At 51.8% G+C, this 26084-nt stretch carries 4 protein-coding genes; all 4 read right to left on the minus strand.

Features of this window, described 5'->3' with window-relative positions; all coding sequences use genetic code 11:
- Positions 1-49 precede the first annotated feature (49 nt).
- Positions 50-4693 (minus strand): type I polyketide synthase, encoded by a 4644-nt coding sequence (locus EL628_RS27335; protein ID WP_126583146.1) that lies wholly within the window; start codon positions 4691-4693, stop codon positions 50-52.
- A 1-nt stretch (position 4694) separates the two neighbouring features.
- Positions 4695-7373, minus strand: a complete 2679-nt coding sequence (locus EL628_RS27340; RefSeq protein ID WP_126583147.1) for a non-ribosomal peptide synthetase — start codon at positions 7371-7373, stop codon at positions 4695-4697.
- Between the two features lie 341 nt (positions 7374-7714).
- Entirely contained in the window at positions 7715-17986 is a 10272-nt protein-coding gene (locus tag EL628_RS27345) for an SDR family NAD(P)-dependent oxidoreductase (protein WP_371859710.1), read from the minus strand.
- An 89-nt stretch (positions 17987-18075) separates the two neighbouring features.
- Positions 18076-26007, minus strand: a complete 7932-nt coding sequence (locus EL628_RS27350) for a hybrid non-ribosomal peptide synthetase/type I polyketide synthase (protein ID WP_126583149.1) — start codon at positions 26005-26007, stop codon at positions 18076-18078.
- Positions 26008-26084: the final 77 nt, after the last annotated feature.

The following is a 26084-nucleotide window of genomic DNA, read 5'->3' on the forward strand; positions in this document are numbered from 1 at the left end:
CCTATCACTGGCATGGCAGGCCCACTTACAACATGCGAGAAACGGGAGTTCATTTGCGTTTTGTCCTCTCCAACCGATTTTTTAAACGTGATTTGCCTGCATCTAAGCGCTCCTCTCGATTCTCCTGAACGGAGACGGCTTCTGGCTTACCATTCTTATGATAGATAAAATCAGCTAGAGCCTGGATGGTGGAGAACGTAAACAGGTCTGGTACTGTCACATCAGTGCCAAGAGCAGCATTGATCATACTTGCAACCTGGATAATATCCAGTGATGAGGCTCCCAGATCAAACCAGTTGCTGTGCTGGTCTCTCGCGTCGATCTCGATAAATTTCGTCCAGATATCGTGGATGACGCGTTCAATCTCTACTACTGTTTCTATGGTTTGAAGGGGAGCGCCCAAAGATTGGACAGACGTTTGCTGCGCATAGAGTTGTGCCAATGCCCGATTCTCATCGAACTTCTGTGCGAGTTCTGCTCTGGTGGTCAGAATATAGGGGATTGAAAGAGGCAATGTTCTGAGAAATATGCTGGCCCCTTCTTCATTTGAGATGCCATATCCTGTCTGTTCCTCCAGACGCGCTTGATAATCAGCATGTGATACAGAGGCTTTTAGTAACGCATCTGAGACAACCGCCATCCCAGCATCTCGCCAGGTATCCCACCCGATCGATAGCCATCGCGTCGAACTCTGGCGACACTTATACTGCGCAAATGCATCCAGAAAACTGTTTGCACTCACATATCCAACCTGACCAATGGGTGCGACGACCGCCGATAAGGCAGAACAGAGAAGGACAAAATCTACGGCTACATCCTGTAGGAGCTCATCTAAGAGCAGTGTCCCCTGAACTTTTGCAGAGAGAATTCGTTGCTCCCAGGCTTGCGTTCTGCCCTGGATTAAGGCTCCATCTGCGACTCCAGCACAATGGATAACACCATTGATGCATTGAAAGTTAGACAAAACATCGGCGATAACTTTTTTCATCGCCTCTCGGTCGGCCACATCGGCCTGACGGATCAGTAGGGTTGAACCAGATTGTTCCAGAGCGATAAGTGTGCGAATGGTTTGAGACGTCTTGTCATCCTCAGCATGGGAGGCCAGCCATTCATCCCAGGTGCTCCTGTCTGGGAAATGGCTCCGAGAGATCAGGACAAGATTTGCCTGACTGGTCCTAGCCAGAGTGGCCGCAAATGTCAATCCTATCGCGCCAAGCCCGCCAGTAATCACATACGTTCCACGGGATTTGAGCAGAGAAGCGTCGTTTTCACCCGGTTGAAAGGGGCAAAATGTCTGTGTCCAGCGATACTTTCCACGTAAGGCGATGATACCTTCCACCCGACCATAAACAACTTCAGCAGCAAGCTGGTCCAGAAGTAATGCATCTTCCTGAGAGAGCGCAAGATCTATCATTGAGCAGGTGATGTTTTTGTATTCCTGGGGAATTATTTTATGTGGTCCTAAGAGCAGCGCCTGTTCGGGGCGCAGGTTCTCTGTCCCTATCACTTCAAAGATACTCTGCGAAAGAATCGTTATATGCGTAGAGCCAGCTTGCTTCCTTGCCACAGCCCGTGCCAGGGAAAGCAGGCCGCTATACCCACTGGTCTGCATGTGTACTGGACGATCCTCATGGGCAAAAGAATGTTCAAGGCCCCACCCATAAATGATCGTATCGATGGTGCCAGAGATATCATCAATAAGCCTCTGAAAATGCTCTTCTTGCTCGGGATCGATCGAAAAGAGATGCGCACTTGAAGCGAGCTGATTGGTATAGGCGCTTCCCTTTGTCACGGTAATGATCGTACATCCATCACCTTGTAAGCGCTCAGCCAGTGCGGCTGTAATGCCATCATCATCTTGAAAGAAAAGATAGGTGGCATGCGACCGTGGCTGCTGACTGTGTATCTGTTGTAGCTGTGGTTGCCGTTCCCAGGTTGGGAGATAAAAATAGGTCTTTTGTGTGGATGCATGGGTTATCGCTGCTGGTGAAGTTGGCCCCAAGCGACGTTCAGCCAGAAAGGCTGACTCTACAAGGGTCTCATCAAGCCAGAAGCGCTGGCGTTCAAAAGGATAGGTGGGGAGGGAGAGCCGCTGCCGCTGCTCTGATCGCAGGAGCTTGCTCCACTCCAGATCAACCCCAGCCTCCCACAATCTCCCAATCCCTTTGAGCAGACAGGCGGATTCCGGCTGCTGATCCTGAGGATGCCGCAGGAGACTGACGATGACGGACTCCCGTGTTGCTCGCTGGCTCTTACGGGCAAAGGTGCTCAGGGTCGTGCCTGGTCCCACTTCGATCAGGATCGTGTCTTCGTTCTCGAAGAGCTGATCGATGCCCTGCCCAAAGCGGACGGTCTGACGCACGTGCTGCACCCAATAGCGAACTGAGGTGGCCTCCTGCGCCTGCATCCAGCCTCCCGTCAGATTGGAGAGATAGGGTAGACGCGGCTCGGACAGCGTGACCTGGCGCACCTCCTGTTCAAAGGAGGCCAGGATCGGTTCCATCAAGACGGAATGGAAGGCATGCGAGGTCTGCAAGCGCCGGAAGCGCCGCCCATCCTGCTGCAAGCGCTCTTCAAGAGCCTCGATCTCCGACGCTGATCCCGCCACCACGCACAACGCAGGCGCATTGCTAGCCGCCAGGCTGAGCTGGCCCTGAAGATACGGTTGAAGCTCCCCTTCGGAGAGGCTGACGCTGACCATCACCCCGGGTTGCGCCTGTCCCATCAGGTGACCGCGCCGGATCACCAGTCGCAGGGCATCCTCCAGCGTCAGGACGCCGGCCAGACAGGCCGCGACATATTCGCCCAGACTATGGCCAAGCAGGCTGTGGGGACGAAGCCCCCAACTGCTCATCAGTTGGGCCAGCGCATATTCCACGCTAAAGAGCGCTGGCTGCGCCAGTTCGGTGCGCGTCAGCCGCTCCTGAGCCTCCAGGCTCTCCTGCGCTGGATAGAGCACCGCTTTGAGCTCAGGCAGCCCATACGCCTCCGCCCGGACAAAGCAGTCGTCCATCACCGCTCGAAAGACCGCTTCCTGCTCATAGAGCTCGCGTCCCATGTTCACATACTGGCTTCCCTGGCCGGGAAACAGGAAGGCGATGGTGGGGGTCTTCTGTGGTCTTTTGCGCGGCTGCTCTGGCGTGTGGAGCGCCTCATCCAGGGCTGCCATCGCCTCCGCCACTGATGAGCAGACCAGAGCCCGTCGGTGGGAAAAATGGGCTCGCCCCACCTGGAGGGTATGGGCCACATCGGCCAGTACCAGTTCGGGATGAGTCTCCAGATGCTGTTTGAGCCGGGTGATGACCTGGGGCAGTGCGGTCTCTGTCCTGGCCGAGAGCGGCAGGAGCTGCCAGGGACGACTGGGGCCGGAGGCGCTACGTGGCGGAGCCTCTTCCAGGATCACATGGGCATTGGTTCCTCCGATCCCAAAGGAGCTGACGCCCGCCCGCCGTGGTCCCCCTTCGGTCAGCCAGGGCTGCAAGCGGGTGGCGACCACAAAAGGGCTGTGAGCAAAGTCGATCTGAGGATTGGGCTGCTCATAATGGAGACTGGGCGGGATCTGTTGCTGCTGCAAGGCCAGGACCGTTTTGATAAAGCCAGCCACGCCCGAGGCGGCATCCAGATGTCCCACATTGGATTTCACCGACCCGATCTGGCAGTAGCCACGCTTCTCCGTCTGAAAAGCAGCCGTAAGTGCCGCGATTTCAATCGGGTCGCCCAGCACCGTCCCGGTCCCATGCGCCTCCACATAGCTGATACTTTCTGGCTCAACCATACTCATGCGATGTGCCGCCCGAATCACATCTGTCTGCCCCTCAATACTTGGAGCAGTAAAACCTATTTTTCGATTCCCATCATTATTGATGGCCGAGCCTCGGATGACCGCATAGATGTGATCGCCATCAGCAAGTGCTCGCTTCAACGACTTGACAACCACAACACCAACACCTTCACCGGGCACAGTACCAGTAGCATGCTCATCAAACGCCCGACAGTGACCATCTGGAGAGAGAATCATCCCCTCTTGATAGAGATAACCGGCAGGACTGGGAACCGGCACTGAGACGCCTCCGGCAATGGCCATACTGCATTCCCCGGTAAGGATTGATCGACAGGCCAGATGGATAGCAACCAATGATGTTGAACAGGCAGAATCAACCGTGACTCCTGGCCCGTTCAGGTTCAACTTATAGGCAACCTGCGCATTCATAAAATCTTTGTCGGTATAGGACAGGGCCGCAAATTGCTCGCCTGCGCTACTGCTGCGACTTAATAGAGAGATTCCTTGCCAGTACACATTGGCAGAGGCCCCGGCAAACAGACCCACACTGCCATTTTTCCCTTCGGGATTATATCCAGCATCTTCTAGCGCTTCCCAGACACATTCATGAAATAAGCGCATCTGGGGGTCCATCACTTCAACTTCTCTTTGCGAATAGCCAAAGAAGGCGGCGTCAAAATACTCAGGCTGCTGAATAACGCCTTTTGCCGCGACAAAGTTGGGGTCCTTTAGTAAGTCAGGCTGCATTTTCCAGATGGGCAGGGTCTCTGGTGAAAAAAAGGTAATCGATTCAATCCCCTGGCTCAGGTTGTGCCAGAATTCTTGCACATTTTGAGCGCCAGGAAAGCGGCCAGCAATCCCAATCACGGCAACCTGCATTTCAGGCGGAAGTGTTTTCTTACGTTCGCTCACCTTACTCTGCCTCCGCTAATTGGGTAAGTGCATCCATCATGGAATACATTTCTTCTGGCTCAGCCTCTTCTTCGGAGAGGTCAGTCTCCTGATGATCATCATGCATCTGTTGCATATGCTCAACAAAACTGACAATGGTGGGATATTGAAAATAGCTCATGATTGGAATCTGTTTCTTGAAGGTTTCTTGAACTTTCGTATGTAAGGCAATAACGCTAAAGGAGTTTCCTCCAAGATCAAAAAATCGATCATGAATACCTATTTTGTCTTCTGGCAGCTTGAGGATATGCGCCCAGATCTCTACTAACTGTCGCTCTAGCTGGTTGCGAGGCGCAAGATAGCCGATGCTGACCGGAATGACGTCCCTGGGATCAGGCAGGAGCGCTTTGTGGATTTTTCCATGTTCCGTTAATGGCAGCTCGCTGATAGGCACAATAAAGGCTGGCACCATATAGGCTGGCAGATACTGTCTTACATACTCTTTCAATTTTAGAGCCAGTTCGCTCTGATCACCGGGTGTTCCTCCAACCACAATGTATGCGCAGAGGGCATGCTCACCGTCAGTATCTTCAACGGGCAGAACAATGGTGTTAGCGATGCCAGCAAACTTCATAATCTGAGCTTCGATCTCGCCAATCTCGATCCGAAAACCTCGAATCTTAACCTGCTGATCAGCTCTCCCGATAAACTCTATCTCTCCATTATTTCTTAACCTGCCCAGGTCACCCGTACGATACATACTTTTCCCGGGATGAAAGGGATCAGGGATAAAGCGCTGCTGCGTGAGTTCAGGTTTATGCAAATAGCCCCGCGCCACTCCTTCACCTCCCACAAAGAGCTCGCCAGGCACTCCGTTCGGGACCGGGTTCAATCTGGCGTCCAGGATAGAGACTGAGGTGGTCGGGATTGGACGGCCAATGGTGCTCACGTCCAGTTGAATATCTTCCCGGGTGATCTCTTTATACGTGACATGGACCGTTGTCTCTGTAATTCCATACATATTAATGAGCTGTATCTGTGGATAGCGCTGCGACCATGAAGCCAATCGCCCAGGCTTCAATGCCTCGCCCCCAAAAATGACATAGCGCAAGGCAAGCGTAGGTTGATCATCTTTGCTCTCTTCTTCAGCCAGGCGGAAAAAGGCTCCCGGCGTCTGGTTGAGGATGGTTACACGTTCTTGTTTTAATAAGGCAAGGTAGGAAGACATATCTACAGTCATTGTGCGTGGAATCACAATCAGTCGTCCACCATTGAACAGGGCTCCATACATCTCCCAGACAGAAAAATCAAAACAAAACGAGTGAAACATTGTCCATGTATCATGTTCGTTAAACGCAAAAGGAAATTGCTCATTACGAAATAATCGTGCGACCTGCTGGTGCTCTATCATCACACCTTTGGGCTGGCCGGTCGTTCCCGATGTATAAATAATATAGGCCAGGCTGCGCTCGTTGTGGATCGGCTCAAGGTTGGTATCATCTACGCCTTGATAGAGGTGCCTGTCATCCAATAGCAACCGATCAAGAGAAGCCGGGAGCTGATCGATCAGTGATGCTTGCGTAAGAACACTCTGTACCTGACTATCCTCAACCATATAGGCCACCCGATCCGGCGGATAGATCGGGTCAAGTGGCAGATACGCTGCTCCTGCCTTTAAAACGGCGAGCATACCGATGACCATCTCCAGCGATCGTTCCGCATAGATGCCAATAATCGCATCGGGTTGGATGCCCCTGGCCCTGAGGACTCGTGCCAGTCGATTGGCCTGGCTATTCAATTCGGCATAGGTTACACGCTCATGGCCGAATTGCAGCGCAATATTGGTGGGAAATAATGCGACCGCTTCCTCAAAGAGCTGCGTTACTGTCGCCTGAGCGGGAAAAGCTACGGCTGTTCTATCTAATGGAGCCAGCCAGCTATGGCACTCATCAGGCTTAGCGATGGCGAGATCCATCACCGATCCATCATCTTTATGCGCAATCATCTCGCCCAGTAGATAGATAAAGCGCTGAGCAAGCCGGGTAATCGTCTGTTTTTCATACAGGGCGCTATCATAGCTGACAGCGATGGACAGATTTTCGTCTACAGCACGAAAAGAAAAGGTGAGGGCGGGGGCCGTCTTATAAAAGAATTGCTGGATATGAATATCTTCAAGTAGGACCACAATATCAAATAAAGGAAAGGTGCTTATCGCAGCCTTAGAACCTAGCTGAGCAGCCAGCATTTCAACAGGATAGTTCTGATGGGCCACCCCTTCGAGATGTTGCGCTTTCACATACATGAGCAATTGTTTGAATGTCATAGACTCTTGTAACTGGAGCCGAAGAGGGATCACCAGATTGAGCAAGTCAGCCACAGGGGCTTCATTTAAGACTGGAGCGCCAAGCACGAGATCCAGATGAGAGGTATATTTACTTACAAGCACTGCCAGACATCCACACAGCAGGATATAGAGATTATTTTTGGAACCATTCGCCAGACGATGACAGGAGTGAGCCAGGGGCTGCGGAAGCGTAAAAAGGTCGCATACAATCATCTGGTCCTTCCGCACGTCAACGGGAAAATCATATGGAATGTACCCTCGCTGAACATCATCGGAGAGCTTCTTTAGCCAGTATTCGCGCTCAACAACGCGTTGATTTCCTGCAATAAGTAAATCCTCGGAAAGTGGTCGATCCATGTCGAGCCATTCCTTTCTCCATGTAAATGACTATCTTAACCAGCAGTCGTATCAGAATAACAAGCATACTGCCTTTTACTCTTCTCCAATGTGTTCAACTGTTCTCCCTATTACAGCCTGAAAGCTGCCGACATTACCACCAGATCATTTATTACGCACTCCAGAGCAGTATAAGGTTCAGCAGTTAAAAACTAGTTCAAGGATGTTGTTACACTCCGTTTTAACATGGGGATGGGAAGAAGGGCCGCCTCCGACAAAGGGAAGGGCCCGGGGCGCACCTCTGCAAAGAGACCCTGGAGTATGAATACCAGCACTGCAATGGTGCGCCCTTACAATCCTGGCTAAAAAGCGAATTCTTCATTTGCCAGGCTACGCGTATCCTTTTCCAGGATCTGAAAGCTATGAGCCATGTTGATTGCCCCCAATTGTATATCAGGGGTGGTCAGCACTTCCTCCAGCATCGCTTTGTACCGGGAGGCCATTTTCTCAATGGTCTCTCGCTTAAAGAGAGCAGTGGCATATTCGAAGTTCATCACAACATTCTCATCAATCTCGACTGCGCTTAAGAGGAGATCAAATTGTGCCCGGCGCGGCAAAAACTCATACAGCTCAATCTGTAGATCTCTGATGCTCAAGCGCTCTGTGTTCATATTTTGCAGCACAAACACAACACTGAACAATGGATTGGCTGATACGCTCCCCTGTAAGCCAAGCTTGGCAATCAGCTCTTCATACTGATACTGCTCATGCTCAAATGCCTCGAGGGCCAGCTGTTGTACTTCACGGACATAGTCAGCAAAGGTTTTGCTCTCGTCCGGGAATGTGCGCATGGGCAACATGTTGACAAACATTCCGATGATATCCTGCAAATCAGGATGCGTACGACCGGCGACAGGAGAGCCAATAACGATATCATTCTGACCCGAATATTTGAATAGCACGATGGCAAATACGCTCAGTAAGTACATATAGATGGTGGAGTCGTTGGCTGCGGCCACCTGTTTGAGCTGTTCAGTAAGCGCTCTTCCCAGGTCAAACTTGACACTATCGCCAGCAAAACTATGGATAGCGGGTCGAGGATAATCGGTTGCCAGTTGTAAGGTTGGTATATGATCGGCAAATTTCTGGTACCAGTACGCCTCCTGTTTCGCGACAAGGGCTCTGGCCTGTTCGCTATATTGCCATTCTGCATAATCTTTGTAGTGCAGTTTCAGCGCTGGCAGTGTATTGCCCTGATACAAAGCAATAAAATCACGCACCAGGGTATCATAGGAGACCCCATCGGTAATGATATGGTGAATATCGAAGATCAGAATATGTCTCTTCGGGCCAATTTTGAGCAGCCCTACGCGTAAGAGCGGAGCTGTACGTAGATCAAACGGTGCCACAAACTGAGTCACGATTGTACGTGCGGCTTCTTCTGTTGTCTCCTGATACAGCAGCGTAAATGGAATGGATGGATGGATAGTCTGGACAGGTTCGCCATCCTGGATATCAAACGAGGTCCGAAAGCTCTCATGTCGCTCAAGCAAGTGCTGAAATACCTCTTCAAACCGCACGATATCCAATTCGCCTTCCAGCGTATACGCCATAACATCGTTATAAGCAGTGCTCTCAGGATACAATTGCTGCAAGATGTATAAGCGTTTCTGCCCGGAAGAGAGTCGATACTGTGCGCTGGTTGGGGCGAGAGGGATTGAATAGAGTTTATGCTGTTGCGCATTCTGCACATAATCAGCGAGCCCGGCAATCGTAGGTGTCAGGAAGAGCTGCGAAATTGAGACATCAACATGAAGGTCTTTATGGATTTTCGATACAACGGTTACTCCTTTTAATGAGTCGCCGCTCAAATCAAAGAAATCATCCATAATCCCTATCTGCTCGACGCGAAAGACGGTTGACCAGATCCTGGCAAGCGCCTTTTCGACCTCATTCTCTGGAGCAACATACGGCGTTGGCAGATGGGGCCGTGGGTGAAGCTGTACTGTGCTCGGGTCGTCTTCATCGCTGTGTACAGATTGTAGCTTTACCCATTGATCGATGCGCAGGTCTAACTGCCCTGGAGAATGAATGATCTGCCGCTCTTCGCTGGCTAAAACACGTTCAAAGGCTTCGATGCCTTCCTCCGGGCTCATGGAAAGTTGGTGAACCGATTTTCCGATGACGCTGTGTGTCTCATCTTCCTCCCAATACTTCCAGTCGCTCCAGTTGACAACCCGCCATGGAAGATACGATTGTTGAGCCTGTTGATGCACAAAGATATCCATGAATACATTCGCTGCTGTGTACGCTGCATAGCCTAAGCCTCCAAGAACAGAGGCGATAGAGGACATCAGCAGACAAAAATCTACCTGTTTATCGCTAAGGAGCTCTTGCAATACCAGCACGCCAAATACTTTGGCCTGGAATTGCTTGTCCCCATCGCTGGCCTCCAATTCGGTGAGCAACTTAAATGTCTCATCTCCAAGCAGGCCTGCTCCATGAATGACACCATTGAGCGCTCCAAATCGCTGCTCAGTCCGCTCAATAGCTTCTGCCATTTTTTGCCTGTCGGCGACATCGGCCTGACAGACCAGGACTTCAGCGCCTCGTTCCTCGAGCTCCTGCACAAATTGAATACGTTTGGCAATGTCTGACCCATCGTCAGTGAGCAATTGTGCCCACTGCTGACGCTCGGGAAAAGCACTTCTGGCGACCAGGACGATTTTCGCCTGAAATGCGCTGGCAAGATGGCGCGCCAGGATCTTACCAATCCCACCAAAGCCACCGGTGATCAGGTATACCCCTCCCTGACGCAACTGGATGGCTTCAGGGGCTGGCTTTTCAAGCTTGAGAGGTTGGTAATCGCGCACCCAACGCTGCCCTCCCCGGTAGGCAATGATGCTTTCTGGTGCAGATGACTGTAGTTCCAGCAGCAGTTGTTTGTAGAGCTTGTGTGTTTGAGGGCCATGATGTGCTGGGAGCGTAATGTCGATGACGGAACTGGTAATCGAAGGCATTTCCTGAGCGATCACCAGGCTGGGGCCAAGCAGCGTTGCATGGGCGGGGACAAGCTGTTCAGTCCCAATGACGTGTTGGGTCCCATGAGTGATCACACGGATATCCACTGCGATGGCTCGTCCAATGACTGCCTGCAACATGAATACGAAACTATAGAAGCCTGCGCTCAGCTCTGCATGAATAGCATCTGCCATCAACCTCTCTCTGGAAAGACTGGCGCAGTGCACAATTCTGGTGGGGAAGAGTTGTTGCGCGTGTAGTTCTTCTATGAGCCGCTGATAGTGTTTCCGATCGGTCAGGTTGATGCGATAGGTGTCATTGCTCACGCGCTCAAAACTCTTTCCATGTTCAACGGTGATAACCGACGTGAGATCAGTACGGAGCTCTTTCACGAGAAAGGCAGCGACACCAGTATCGTCCATAAAGACCAGGTAGGTCTGCCCTGTCGCTACGGCTGCCGCTGGCTGCAACACATCCGAGCGCCAACGGGGCACATAGAACCATTCACTACAATCAGGATGTTTGCGAATATCATCAATGCGTTGTGCTCTGGCGGCAAGGTGTTGCCCAAGTGCAAAAGGATTCTCATTGCGCCTGTAACTGATCCGTTCAAAGGCATAGGTGGGAAGAGGAATGCGCTGGCGCTGCTCCTGTTCATAGAACGCCGACCAATCAATGGAGATGCCATACATCCACAATGCTGCGATTTTTTCTAGAAGGAACTGGCTATCTGCTGCGGGATAGCCCTCTGGTCTCAGCGTATTTTGAATGCGTTGCGGCTGACCTTCCGCAAAGAAGCGTTGGAGCAGAACACTTAAATCTCGTCCTGGCCCAACTTCAACAAAGATACGCCGGTCATCCTTCAAGAGCTCTTGTATTCCATTGGCAAAACGAATCGTATCCTTCATATGGTTGACCCAGTAGTGAGGGTCCTGACATTGCTCTGCCGTAATCCATGTGCCTGTGAGCCCGGAGATGAACGGCGCATAGGGAGGATGCAGGGTCATACGCTGCAACTGCGCTTCAAACTGATGGACGACGCCCTCTAATTGTGCCGAGTGCGCCGCGATCGTGCTGGCAACGCGGATACTTAACAGGCGTTTTGTACGCAGGAACCGATCTAAATCGGTCACGGCCTGAGGGGTGCCAGCGACAATGCACGATGCTCCATTATCAATCGCAATGGTGAGCGTCTTGACTTCGCTGGCGCTATTCTGTTCATGGAGCGCCTGTATCTCTTGGAGGAGCGTGTGCATGTGTGCCTCAGGGACGGGCACGCTTAACATAGCTCCTTCAGGAAGGCCACTCATCAGCTTTCCACGGGTAGCAACCAGGCGCAATGCATCCTGTAAGGAGAAAACGCCTGCCAGACAGGCGGCGACATATTCCCCAAAGCTATAGCCAATCATCGCCGATGGCTGTATGCCCCAATGCATTAGCAGTTGAGCCAGTGCGTATTCCAGACAGAAGATAATGGGCTGGCTATACTCCATGCTTGCCATGGCCTGCTTGCACTGCGCACTATCGGCATCAGCGCCAGGATAGAGAATAGGCTTGACATCAATTCCTGCGTCAGTCCGCAAGATATCAAAACAGGTCTCTAACTCATGGCGGAAAAATGCTTCTTGCTCGTATAGTTCACGCCCCATCGCCACGTAGTGGGCTCCGTTGCCTGGAAACAGAAAGACTATCGAGTGCTTCCCATTGGTCGATAGATCGCTACGAAGCTGAGGTGATCGCGAGGAGAAGAGATCAATGGCCTCTTGCTGCGTTCGACAGACGAGCCCACGGCGATATTCAAAGCCCTGACGGCCAACTTGTAGCGTATAGGCGACATCGGCCAGACTCTTTTCAGGGTGCTTCCGCAGATCTTCTACCAGGTTATCGGTCATGCGCTCCAGGGACTCCTGGCTCTTTGCTGAGAGCAGCAGTAGCTTCCAATCACGCTCTCGGCTCGAAGGTTCCTGAACGGGCGCTTCCTCTAGAATGACATGGGCATTCGTGCCCCCGATCCCAAAGGAGCTGACGCCTGCACGTAAAGGGTAGCGCTCATTCTGCCATGGCTGCACTGTGGTATTGACGTAAAATGGATTATGCGCAAAGTCAATCTGTGGATTGGGCGTCTCAAAATGCAGGCTTGGTGGAATCAACCTGTGCTTCAGGCTGAGCACCGTCTTGATAAAGCCTGCCACGCCCGAGGCGGCATTTAAATGTCCAACGTTGGTCTTTACCGATCCCAGTGGCCGCGATTGGGGCTCACATGTCGCAAAAACCTTCTTTAAGGCGGCCATTTCGATCACATCACCAAGTTGCGTGGCTGTACCATGGGTCTCAATATAGCCTATGCTCTCGGGCTCAACGCGTGCTTTCTGAAGCGCTGCCGTGATGACTTCAAATTGACCTTCCACGCTTGGTGCAGTATAGCCAACCTTGCGATGGCCGTCATTGTTAATCGCCGCACCTTTAATAACTGCATGCACTGTATCGCCATCGCGCAATGCCTGTGTCAGTGGCTTTAAGACCACTACGCCAACGCCATCGCCAAAGACCATCCCGGTTGCGTTGGCATCAAAGGCCCGGCAATAACCATCCTCAGAGAAGAGCATCCCTTCCTGATAGATATAGCCTGTCTTTTCGGGCAGGGCAAGCGTAATACCGCCAGCAAGCGCCATGTCACACTGACCCGAGGCGAGCGCGTTACAGGCGGCATCTACGGCCACCAATGACGTTGAACACCCACTGAAGAGATTGACGCTGGGACCATTCAGATTCAATTTGTAGGAGATCTGTGTGCTCAGTGAGTCTTTATCGTTCAATAATGAGGTGAGAAATTGATCGGAGGGTTCATTCTCCTCTCCCAGTAAGGATTGTACTTGCCAGTAGAGGTTTGGCGAGGCCCCTGCAAAAACTCCGACTTTCCCTTTATAGTCGTTGATGCTATATCCGGCGTGCTCAATTGCGCTCCAGGCACATTCGTGGAAGACGCGCAATTGCGGGTCCATGAGTAAGGCATCACGATGTGTATAATCAAAGAAGGCGGCATCAAAATATTCAGTCCCCTCAAGATAGCCTTTGGCTTTACGGTAATTGGGCTGGTGAAGATCCTCTACTGGAATGCCTGCTTCCTGTAGCTCTTCATCGGTAAAGAAACGTATCGATCCGACGCCATCAACCAGATTGTGCCAGAACTCGTCGATTGTGGCTGCACCCGGGAATCGACCAGCCATACCGATGACGGCGACGCCTTCGTGATATCCTGGTGTGCCGATCACGTCTGACCTTTGTTCTGGCTGCTCAGTCTCGCTCTCCTGCGCTGGTCTCTCCTGTTCGCTCAAGGCTACGGCCAGTTGGGCAATCGTAGGATTGTTGAACATGACGTCGATTGGCACGTGATACTGAAGAAAATTCACCAGCTTTGTATGGATCTGGATGATATCCAGGGAGGTGGCTCCCAACTCAAAAAAGTTTTTATGCCGATCCACCTCTTGCACACGGTAAAAATCGAGCCAGAGATCGACGATGATCTGCTCAAATTGTTCCTGGCTGTTTGAGGACTGTGCGAGCTGGAGCAGTGAACGGCGCTGTGAGGCTGAGGGACTGGCTATCTGGACGTTCGGCTGGGGCTCTAATGCCTTCAGGTGTATCCACTGCTCAATACGGGTATGCAGATCACCCGATGAGACAACAATCTGGTCGATGTTTTCCAGAGAGAGAATACATTGGAAGGTTTTGATGGCCTCTTCATTGGTCATTTCAAGCACATCCAGGGAGCTCTGCGCGATCCGCTTCTGCATCTTCGGCCCTGTGTAGAGCCAATCTCCCCAGTTAACGACGAGCCAGCGCGTGGTGGTGGTCCCGGCATATTGCGCCACAAATCCATCCAGATACAGGTTGGCAGCGGCATAGGCAACAAAGCCAAGCCCGCCTAAAATGGGCGATAAGGAGGAGACGAGTACGCAGAAGTCAAGATGACGATGCGCCAGCACCTTTTCCAGTACCTTCACTCCTTGCATTTTTGGACGAAATTGTTCTTCACATTCTTCTCGTCCAATCGAAATGATGGGGCAGAGTGCGGAGTGGACGCGCAAGATTCCTGCGGCGTGGATAAGACCATGGATGCTGCCGAAGGTTGCCTCAATCTGCTCTAGTGCCTGAGACATCTTTTCTTCATCCGCAACATCGGCTGCGATGACCAGTACCCGGGCCCCCTGTGCTTCCAGTTCTTGAATCTGGCGGATTCTAAAGCTGACGCGATCTTCCTCATCGTGGGTCTCCAGCCAGGTCTGTCTCTCATCAATGGGGGGAAGCCCTTCGCGACTGATTAAGGCAATGCGAGCCCGGACTGCACGTGCCAGATACGTCGCCAGCTTTATGCCGACTCCGCCTAAGCCACCGGTGATGACATAGACGCCTTCTTCACGCAGAGGTGGGACCGCCTGATCTGGTGCAAGGGCAAGGGCGGGGCGCACTTGTTCCGCTGGAAGGGGCTCATAGGTACGCACCAACCGTTGGGGGCCGCGATAGACAACTTCAGTCTCGCTGATTTCCTGGGAGGTCTCCGCGACTAAAGCAGTCAGGATCTGTGGCTCGATGGACGTATCGAGAGGAAAGTCAATACAGCGGCACTTTACATTTGTATGCTCCTGAGGAATGACTTTGAGGGGTGCCAGCAACGTTGATTTGACGGCGACAGTCGTTTCGGTGGCGTTCACTTGATAGATCTGATTGCTCAGGACATTGAGTTCAACTCTGAGCCTTACGTCCTGCCGCGCAAGCGCTCTGGTGAGATGCAGGAGTGCGTACAACCCCAGATCTAACAATCGCTCTTCTGCCACAGGCTGTGATGTCGCCGTCCATAGATGGACGATGCGCAAAAGAGGGGGATGTGTCCGCACAACCTTGCTGAAGACGCGATCATAATCCTCCTGCCGGGTAGCACAGATAACAAATTCGTTGGAGCTCACTTCTGCAAAGGCCGCTCCCTGGCGGACGATGATCACGTGGTGGCCCGATCTATGCAGGTGCTCGACAAATTGTTCCCCGACCTGCTCATGGTCCATCAGCACAACCCAGGTGGCTGGAGAGAGGGTTGCTGCACTTCGCGCTCCTTCGCGCCATGCTGGTGTATAAAACCATTCAGCCATATTGGGTCGCTTCTCGATCTGACCACTCTGATGCTGAACCTTCTGTCGAGGAGGATCGATCCAGAAACGTTGTTTCTCAAATGGGTAGGTTGGCAAGGGCAGACGAGAGCGCTTTTCACCTTGATAGAGCTGTTGCCAATTGATCGCGGTCCCCATGGTCCACAGAGATGCCAGGAGGTTCAGAAAAGAGGTTTCAGCCATGGCTGCGGTATCCTGCTCCCGCAAAAACAGGGGGATGACCGCATCGTCATTTCTCTGCTGACTATCACTCTCTGGCCCATCTTTTTCGCCAATCTGAATGATCACCGCATTGGGCCAATGACTGCCTGTCTGAGGGTGTACCAGGGGCATTTGATGGAGGAGACGGGCCCAGAAGGATGCACTCAGCACATCATGATCAGCCAGTACGGTGCCCGTTGTCTCTGACAGAATGGGGAGCGAGGGCCGGGTCAGGGGCGTCTCATAGACAATGCTGTCAAAACGTTGTTTCAGCAAGCTATTGGCTGGATCAGCGGACAGTTGAGCACTGGCGATGCCCCATCGTAGTGCATGCTCTACGGTGAACACACCTGCAAGGCAGGCGGCGACGATATGAGAGAGCCCCGTCGCCAGAAGGGCAACTGGCTTCACTCCACACGTTATCAACATCCTGACGCAGATATACTCACAGGTAAATTGGGAGACGAAGCTCTGGATTGGATCGGCTAAAGAGTGAGTGCTCTCTCCGGCATCCACGCGCATACGTTTTCCAGTCAGCGATGTGCTCACAGCAAAACACTGCTCTATCTCCTCGCGCAAGGCCAGGCTGCTCTCGTACAGTCCCTGTAAGACCGTGGCATACTGGATCGTCCCGGCTCCCACATGGAATAACACATCTGGCTGCTCTTTGCCATGTCTGGCACTGCCTGTCTGCAAAACGGCGTCGCCGAGCTGACCCGTCAAGGCGGCAACGGCCTCTTCGACGTTTGCACACACGATGGCCTGGCGATAGGGAAATTGCTCGCGTCCAACATGCAATGTATAGGCAACGTCAGCCAGCGAGATCATTGGGTTCGCCTGTAGATGCTGGACAAGATTCTGGTTCATCACCTTCAGAGCCGCTGGAGTCCGGGCCGAGATGGTCAGGACGCGCTGCTTCTGCTCAGGTGTACTCCGGGCTGGTATTGGGGCCTCTTCCAATATGACATGGACGTTTGTACCACCATAGCCAAAGGCGCTGACTCCGGCCCGACGAGGTGTGAGACTATCCCATTCCATGAGCTCTGTATTCACATAGAATGGGCTATCGATCAGATCAATTTCAGGATTAGGGCGATCAAAATGTAAGCTTGGTGGAATCTGTTGATGCTGCAAGGCCAGGACTGTTTTTATCAGGCCCGCCACACCTGCTGCGGTATCCAGATGACCAACATTACTTTTGACTGAACCAATAGCACAATAGCCTCTCTTCCTGGTCTGGAAGGCCCTCTTCAGTGCGCTAAACTCAATGGTATCGCCCAATGGCGTTGCGGTTCCATGTGTTTCAATGTATGAGATCGTATCGGGCTCGACCTCTGCCAGACTCTGGGCTGCGGTAATAACCTCTGACTGCCCTTCGAGGCTTGGCGCGGTATAGCCAACTTTTCGTGACCCATCATTGTTGACTGCCGAGCCTTTAATGATGGCATAAATGTAATCGCCATCCTGTTCAGCATCTTCAAGGCGCTTTAAGGCAACGATCCCGGCTCCATCGCTAAAAACTGCGCCTCTGGCATCGGCGTCAAATGGTCTTACCCGACCATCTGGCGAAGAAGTCATGCCGACTTCATACAGATATCCTTTTTTCTTCGGGTAGGAGATCGAGACACCTCCCGCCAGGGAGAGATCACACTCACCGGTCAGTAAGGATCGGCAGGCCAGATGGATGCCTAAGAGGGATGTGGAACAGGCGGTATATAAGGTGAGGCTTGGTCCTTTCAGACCTAATTTGTAGGAGGTCAATGTGCTGAGCGCATCTTTATAGCTCAAGGTGGCCGCCTCGGCAAAGGCAGCTCCCTGTGCCCCCTGGCCGAGCGGCGTATGCTCCATCCATTGGAAATTTGTGGCAGCACCAGCAAACAGGCCGATTTTTCCCTGATAGCTCTGGGGGGCGTAGCCAGCATTTTCAAGCGCTTCCCAGGCACATTCCTGCAAAATACGAATCTGTGGATCGATCATCTCGGCTTCACGGACTGAGTAGTTAAAGAATGCGGCATCAAAATACTCGACGTCCTCAATGAAGCCTCTGGCTTTGACGTAGTTTGCTCGCTGTAAGGTTGCTTCATCAATACCCTGTTCGCGTAGCTCATCATCAGTAAAGTGGGCGATAGATTCGACGCCCTGTGCGAGATTTTCCCAGAATCGTGCTAATGTGTTGGCACCCGGAAATTTTCCGGCCATGCCAATAATGGCTATCTCTAATCCAGTACGCTCTATCTCTTGAGTTGCCATATCGTTATCCGTCATTGGTCTTACCTTTCATTCATGCCGTGGCGTGATCATGCATGCTCTCTCTTCTGAAGCAATCTATGATCTCGATGTTAGATCGTCTTTTTCTTCATTTTTGCGGAGGCACTTTTCAGCAATGATTTCGCCTTCTGCAATTCGCCGTTCTCTGCAGCTGTACCAGAACCTGTGGCGATACCAGAACTGGTAGTCGTCGCTTGATCTGGTGGACTATTTAATTCAGCACGCATATATTTAGCCAGTGCGGAAATTGTTGGATGTTCGTAGAGCGAGACCAGGGGAAGTTGGACGTGAAAGCGGTCTTTAATCATGGCATTGACTTGCAATAGATCCAGGGAGCCAGCACCAAGGTCAAAGAAATTCTCATGCAGGCCAATCTCCTTGATTCCGAGATGCTGCCTCCAGAGAAGCGCTAATTCTAGCTCAAGGTCATTGGCTGATTGGGCCAGGCGTGTAAAGGATGCGGAGAGATCAGCCTGGATCGTTGCACTTTGGGGCGTCAGCCTCAAGATATTTTCCAGGCGTTTCCGGGCTTTATCCGCTCTTTTTACCAGATCTTGTGGTGAGACGATAATCTGCGAGTTGCGCCCCTCGAGAATCCGCTGGAACGCTTCCGTTCCTTCGGCATTTGTCACGCCATCTGCCAGCATCTCTTCCGCGGACAGCGCTAATTTCTCAGCCCAATAGGCGGCTGAATCCAGGGACATGCCAACTTCCTGCCAATCGGTCCAGTTAATGGAGGTCCAGAATGTCTTGCCTTGCCTTCTACGATAATGAGCATAGGCATCTAAAAATTCATTGGCGGCATTGTAGCCGCTCTGGCCAATTTTCTGTTGATAGATAATATTGCCAATGGACGAGCAGAGGACAAAGAAATCAAGCTCCTGCTGGTTCAGCAGACGGTCCAGGAGCAAGGTCCCCTGCACTTTTGGTGCAAGAATCTCTGCGGTAGCTGCATCGGATCTCATTTGTATAATGCCCGCATAATCGGCGATGCCAGCCGCATGGACAACGCCGTTAATCAGACCATAGCTCTGTTCCACTCTACGAATAAGTGAGGCCATCTGCTCTTCGTTCGCACTATCAGCCGAAAATACAGCTATACGTGCCCCACGTTTCTCAAGCGCAAGAAGAGCAAGAATCATCCGGCTTGTTCTGTCCTCATGCCCATACTCGGTCAGCCAGTCTTCCCAACTGGCTCGATCAGGAAATGCTCTGCGTCCAATCAGCACCAGCGTTGGACGTTTAAGCTCGGCTAGCACCGAGGCAATGGCAAAGCCAATGCCACCAAGTCCGCCCGTGATGAGATAGATCCCATCATCTCGTAAACGCTTGCTGACCTTCGAGACTGCTGGCAGGCGCATGGGCCGGATGACCTTGCTCCAACGATAGCCACCGCGATAGGCAATAATCTCTTCAGGGGTCTGGATGCGAAATTCCTCGAGCAGTTGAGTAACCATCTCATGCTGCTCTTCCTGGTCTGCTGGAGTGACCTCAACGTCAATCACACGACAGCGAAGGGAGGGGTACTCCAATGGCGCGATTTTTGTAAAGCCATACATTGTTGCTTTTGATGGCCAGAGATGCTCTGACCCTGTGACCTGTTCCAGGCCGTTTGCAACAGTGAAAATCTTGACGGTCTCCGCAAGTCGTATCTCTCCCAGAGCTCTGGCAAGGTTGGTTAAAGCATAAAAGCCTTGTGCGAGAACAGATTCAAGCACGTCTGGAACAAAGGTGCCTTCTGTAAGGTTCCACATCTGCACAATCAGCATGCCCTTACCCTGCGCCTGGTGGATTCCTTTTAGCAGAAGCCTGAAGTCTTCCACACGCTGCGGATGAATAACATAGTCTGTAGCGGAGATCTGATCGAAGCGTTCACCGGCATGAACGATGGTGAGCGAGGCCCCCTGGGCTTGCAATACACGAATCAGCTCCTGGCACAATGGATGCGGGGAAACAAAGAGCACCCAGTTTGCATTCTCTTCGTTATCAGCAGAGGCCTGCGTCACAAAAGAGCGTTCCCAGGAAGGGGCATAGAACCAGTCCGCAAGATCGGGCTGCTTTTGTATGTGCACTGGAGGAGCCTGCTCTTGCTCATCGGGCCAGAAGCGCTGGACATCAAAGGCATACGTTGGCAAGGCGACACGATGTCTCTTTTGACCTGTATGTAGCGCTTGCCAGTCAATCTCGACTCCACACAACCACAATTCGCCCAGTTGCTTGAGGAGATAGCGAGCATCCGATGTTTTTTCCAGGGGATGGCGGCAGGTCGTGATCGTCATCATCTGAGCTGTTTTCTGGAGAGTGTTCTTCCTGACCAATTCAGTTAATGCTCGTCCCGGACCAACCTCTACACATACATGAATGCCTGCCTCAATGAGGAGCTCAACCCCTTCGGCGAAACGTACGCTCTCGCGGATATGATTGACCCAGTATGAGGGCTTGATCACATCTTCGGCACGCGCCCAGGTGCCACTCACGTTCGAGATAAAGGGGATCTGTGGCGAATGGCATGTCACCTGGGCTACGACTGTGTAAAATTCTTCAAGGATCGGCTCCATCATTTGTGAGTGAAAGGCATGTGATGTAATCAAGGGGCGGCAATCAGAGCCGTGGGCTTTCATCGCGGCAATAAACGTCTCGATCTCTTCAGTTGGACCTGATACCACACTTAACGACTGACTATTTCGTGCTGCAATGCTCAAGCCATCCGTCAAGAAGGGCCTGAGCTCATCGATTGGAAGAGAGACGCTGACCATACTCCCGCCAGGAAGCTGCTGCATCAATCGTGCTCGTGTCATGACGAGCTTGAGCGCATCTTCCAGCGAAAATACTCCTGCCAGACAGGCAGCGACATATTCACCCAGGCTATGCCCAATCATCGCTTTCGCCTTGATCCCCCAATGCATCAAGAGCCGCGCCAGAGCATACTCATAGATAAAGAGCAGTGGTTGGGTATAGGCCGTCTGATTCACGCGCTCGGAATGCTCCCCATGAAGTGGATAGAGAATCGCCTTTAGATCAACGTTACCGAACTGTTGCGCAATGTCAAAACATCGATCAACCTCTTGCTTAAAAAAGGCTTCGCGCGTATAGAGATCCAGGCCCATATTCACATACTGTGTGCCCTGACCTGGAAATAAAAAGGCTATGTCACGTTCGGTCCCCTGGACGTGCGCGAGACGCGACAGGAACAGTTCATCTCCAACTGCCTGTTCGTCGTCGTCGACACCTGGCTTACTCACATCTGCAACGCTCGAACTGACAAGAAAACAACGCTGCTCAAACATCTTCCGACCAACCTGGAGCGTATAGGCAACGTCGGCCAGAGCTAGCTCTTCATGGCTCTGCAAATGATTTTTTAATCTTGCTATCGCCGTCTGTAAAGAGCGTTCAGTACGGGCTGAAAGTGGAAGAAGCTGCCAGTCTGGTTCGCTGCCCTTCTGCACCGATTCCAGTGGGGGAGCTTCCTCCAATACGACATGGGTGTTTCCGCCACCCATACCAAAAGAACTGACCCCGGCCCGTAAAGGTGTGAGGGTGCGCTTCCATTCAGTAAGGCCGTTCACCACATAAAAGGGGCTATTATCCAGACCAAGCGTTGGATTTGGACGTTCAAAATGCAGGCTGGCTGGCAATTGGGCATGTTTGAGGGCGAGAACCGTTTTGATAAAACCGGCAATGCCTGCCGCAGCATCAAGATGACCAATGTTGGTTTTCACAGAACCAATGGCACACAGTTGTGTCTTATTGGTGTTAAAGGCCAGTTTTAACGCTTCTATTTCGATTGGATCGCCCAAGGCAGTGCCGGTTCCATGCGCTTCCACATAAGTGATACTCTCTGCCTCTACCTGAGCCATGGCCTGGGCCGCCCTGATCGCGTGCGCCTGCCCATCCACCCCGGGCGCAGTAAAGCCAACTTTGTGAAAGCCATCGTTGGTTATTGCTGATCCTTTAATGACTGCATGGATAGCATCGCCATCCCGCACTGCATCTGCCAGTCGCTTGAGCACAACAACGCCGATCCCATTGCCGCCAACGGTCCCCTGAGCTCGCTCATCAAATGCGCGGCAGTGACCATCGGGCGAAAAGACCATGCCCTCTTCATACAGGTAGCCAGTTTTGAGTGGATAGGTGACACTGACTCCGGCTGCAACACCGATGTCACAGCTTCTCTGAAGAAGGGCTGTATAGGCATGATGGATCGCCGTCAATGATGTTGAGCAGGCCGATTGAACGGTGACACTCGGGCCGGTGAAGTTCATTTTATAGGCAATGCGTGCACTCAGAAAATCTTTTTCATTTAAGAGCATAAGGGCAAATTCATCCAGATGATTTGCCGAACGGTGCGCAATTTTTTGGAGCCAGTGAAAATTTGAGGATGAGCCAGCATACAACCCTATCATCCCCTGATAGCGCTCCGGGTTATAGCCCGCATACTCCAATGCTTCCCATACACATTCATGCAGGAGCCGCACTTGCGGGTCCATTACCTCTGCCTCTTTCGGTGAATAGCCAAAGAAATCAGCATCAAAGTAGTCCACGCCATCAAGTACGCCTTTGGCCTTCACATACCGGGGATTACTTACTGTTGATGCGGCAATCCCGGCTGCCAGCAGCTCTTCATCGGAAAAGAGCTTGATCGATTCTACAGACTGCCGGAGATTCTCCCAGAACTCATCAAGATTGTGGGCCCCCGGAAATCTTCCAGCCATGCCAATGACAGCGACATCGCAATCGGCTGCTGGCTGCGGCACATCTTCTGGCGGAACTGAAGGGGCCTTCTCAATCTGCTCGGCGGGAGGCCGAAGGTATGTTTCCGTAATGTGACGGGCCAGGAGACGAACCGTTGGGAAACGAAATAATGCCGTTACGGGAAGATCTATCTGGAGCGCCGTCATTAACTGGCTACAGACACGAATGATCTTTAACGAGTTGCCACCTACTTCAAAGAACATGTCATCCGGATTCACATGCTCTAAACCCAGCACATCACACCAGACCTCAGAGACAATCTGCTCCACTGAGTCCAATTCCACCGCTGGCAGCGCAGGAACACGCTCAACGACCGCAACCGCTGGCAGCTTTTTTCGATCAATCTTCCCCGATATGGTTAAGGGGAAGCATTCCAATTCAATAATGGTGTCTGGACACATATAATCTGGGAGCTTCTGCGCCACAAATTCTTTGATCTGCTGAATATTCAGGCTGGTCTTTGGCCGCAGAACCACATAAGCAACGAGACGATCATCACCAACTTTATCTCTGGTCACGGCCACAACGGCTTCTTTAATCGCCGGAAATTGCAATAAGTGCGCCTCGATCTCCGCCAGTTCCAGACGAAAACCTCGTACCTTCACTTGATAATCCAGGCGGCCAAGGTACTCCAATTCACCGGTGGGCAACCAGCAGGCGCGATCTCCGGTTTTATACATACGCTCGGTTGGGTAAAAGGGGTCCTGAAAAAAACTCTCTGCGGTCAGGACTGGCTTTTGCTCATACCCACGTGCCACACCAACACCCGAAATATAGAGCTCCCCTGGCACACCAATCGGCTGCATGGTATGGTCATTATTCAGTACATATAACTTGATATTATCAATTGGTCTCCCAATCGGGATGCCCTCGAGACGATGGCCATCCTCTTGCGTACACTCATGGTAAGAGACATCCACTGTGGCCTCTGTTGGTCCATAGAGATTCACTAACTGCACTCGAGACCACGATGACAGTAAGGTATAGAACTGGGCCACCTGCTGAGCTCGTAAGGCTTCTCCGCTGCTCCAGACGATGCGGAGACTGTGCAGCGCTCTTTCGCCATGATATTGTTGGAGATAATCCAGAAAGAGCTGCAACATGGAGGGGACAAAGTGAATAAAAGTAACGCGATACTGCTGGATCGCAGTGACGATGGCACGAGGATCTGCCTCCTCACCAGGAGCCAGCAAACAGAGCGATGCTCCTCCGAGGAACCAGCCAAACAATTCCCAGACGGAGACATCAAACATGATATTCGTTTTTTGCAGTACAACATCCCGCTCATGCAATCTGTACCGCTGTTGTACCCAGTGTAATCGATTAATAACCGAGCGATGTTCAATAGCCACACCTTTCGGGCGACCTGTCGAGCCAGAGGTGTAGAGGATATAAGCCAGATTTTCTGCATGGCCGATGAGAGGGAGGTCAATGGGCAGGGCCGTTGGAGAGAGGTCTATCTCTTCCAGGTTGAGAGGAAGGCATGTATCGCTCCGCAAGTGTTCCAGACGACCATGACCGAGCACAAGCGCGGCACCACTATCAGAAAGAATATAGCGCAATCGCTCCACTGGCTGGCGCGGATCAAGAGGGACATAAGCGCCTCCGGCCTTTAAGATCGCGAGCATCCCAACAATCATGGCAATCGAACGCTCGATACAGATCCCCACGACCTTCTCCGGACCAACTCCGCGCGTCTGCAAATAGCTGGCTAAACGGGTGGTGCGCTCATGTAATTGACGATAGGTGATCGCTTCACGACCAGAGCGAAGGGCAATATGGTCCGGGTATTTTTCTACCTGTGCTGCAAATAAGCTCTGGATGGTTTCGTGGGAGGGATAATCGGCGTCGGTGGCATTAAAGTGCTGAAAGATGACCTCTTTCTCAGCGGGAGAAATAATCTCAAGATCGCATAAGCGTTGCAGTGGTTGCGCGACGATGGTCTCAAGCGTTCGCACCAGGCAATCCGCTAATTGGACAACGGTAGCTTCCTCAAGACGTTCCTGCCGATAATTAAAAACGATCTCAATCGAATCAAGCAGTAAGCTGACAACAAGCGTGACGTCATAATTTGTCATCTCCACATTGGAAAATTTCTCGATCTGCAACGAATGCTTTTGCGTGAGGAGGTGCTGATCCAATGGATAATTCTCGATCACGACAATGGTATCAAAAAGCTCATCTCTACTGTTGAGCTCGCTGCAATCTTTGATATTGACGAGTGGCGTCCCTTCAAAGTCCATCCGCTTCAATAGGTCTGCGTTCGCTTGCTGTACAATAGCGAGAAGGCTTGCCTGCTGTGATCCCTGAATACGGAGTGGGAGTGTATTAATGAAGAGGCCAACGGTATTCAGGATATTCTTAAGATCTGCATTTCGTCCCGAAACCGTTGTCCCAAAGACGACGTCGTTGGTACTGGTGTATTTCTGTAACACTATCCCAAAGGCACTGTAGAGAAGTGCCGCGAACGTCACTCCATTCTGGCGACAGAAGGCATCAATCAGTTGCCGGAGCTCTGGTGGACAGAGAACCTTATGGCTGAGAGTCGTTGCAGCCACTGAGGGCTGCTTTTTCTTGACGGGAAGATAGGTCTGAGCATAAAAACCTGCCAGATACTCTCGCCAGTAGCGTGCTTGCTTCTTCTGATCCTGACCCTGAAGCCATTGTACATATGTTTTAAATGGCGTCTTTTGGACAGGTGCGGCCAGACTATGACCTGCTTGCAGACGATCATAGTTCCGAAAGAACTCACTCAGGATGATGCCATTACTCCAGCCATCGTACAAGATATGGTGATTGCTCAGGATAACAAGACTGCGCTCAGCCGATACTTTGCAGAGGGTCACCCGGAATGGCACCTCCAACAGATTAAAGGGCTGTGAGAGATCCGCCCGTTTTATCTCAGCAAGATGTTTATCCCGATCCAGGACCTCGCCAGTTGAGACATCTGCTGAGATATCAATCGTGCGAAGATTGATATCGCTCTGCTTTAAAACAATCTGCACTGGCTTTTTCAGGCCCTGCCAGCGGTAGACAGTCCGCAGCATCTCGTTCGACTGCACAACCTGTTCCCAGGCCTGACGAAAGAGCTGTTCATCAACCTTTCCCACAAGATCCAGACACAACTGTTCATGGTATTGAGCCCCATCTGGGGACAGTAAATAGTGAAATAGCAAACCTTCCTGTAAAGGAGTCAGGTCAAAAATATCTTGAACACTGCTACGCGGTAACTTCTCCACATTTTTTGCCATTGTATGCGTCCTTCTTCTATTTCCACACGTTCAGATGAAACATGGGCTCAAGATCGTTGCTGAAAACAGCCCTGATC

This window comes from Tengunoibacter tsumagoiensis (genome assembly GCF_003967535.1).
Lineage (GTDB): Bacteria > Chloroflexota > Ktedonobacteria > Ktedonobacterales > Ktedonobacteraceae > Tengunoibacter > Tengunoibacter tsumagoiensis.

Bases quoted from the DNA above. Each gene is read 5' to 3' on its own strand.
- EL628_RS27340 (WP_126583147.1), bottom strand. From the start codon at position 7,373: ATGGATCGACCACTTTCCGAGGATTTACTTATTGCAGGAAATCAACGC.
- EL628_RS27345 (WP_371859710.1), bottom strand. From the start codon at position 17,986: ATGGCAACTCAAGAGATAGAGCGTACTGGATTAGAGATAGCCATTATT.
- EL628_RS27350 (WP_126583149.1), bottom strand. From the start codon at position 26,007: ATGGCAAAAAATGTGGAGAAGTTACCGCGTAGCAGTGTTCAAGATATT.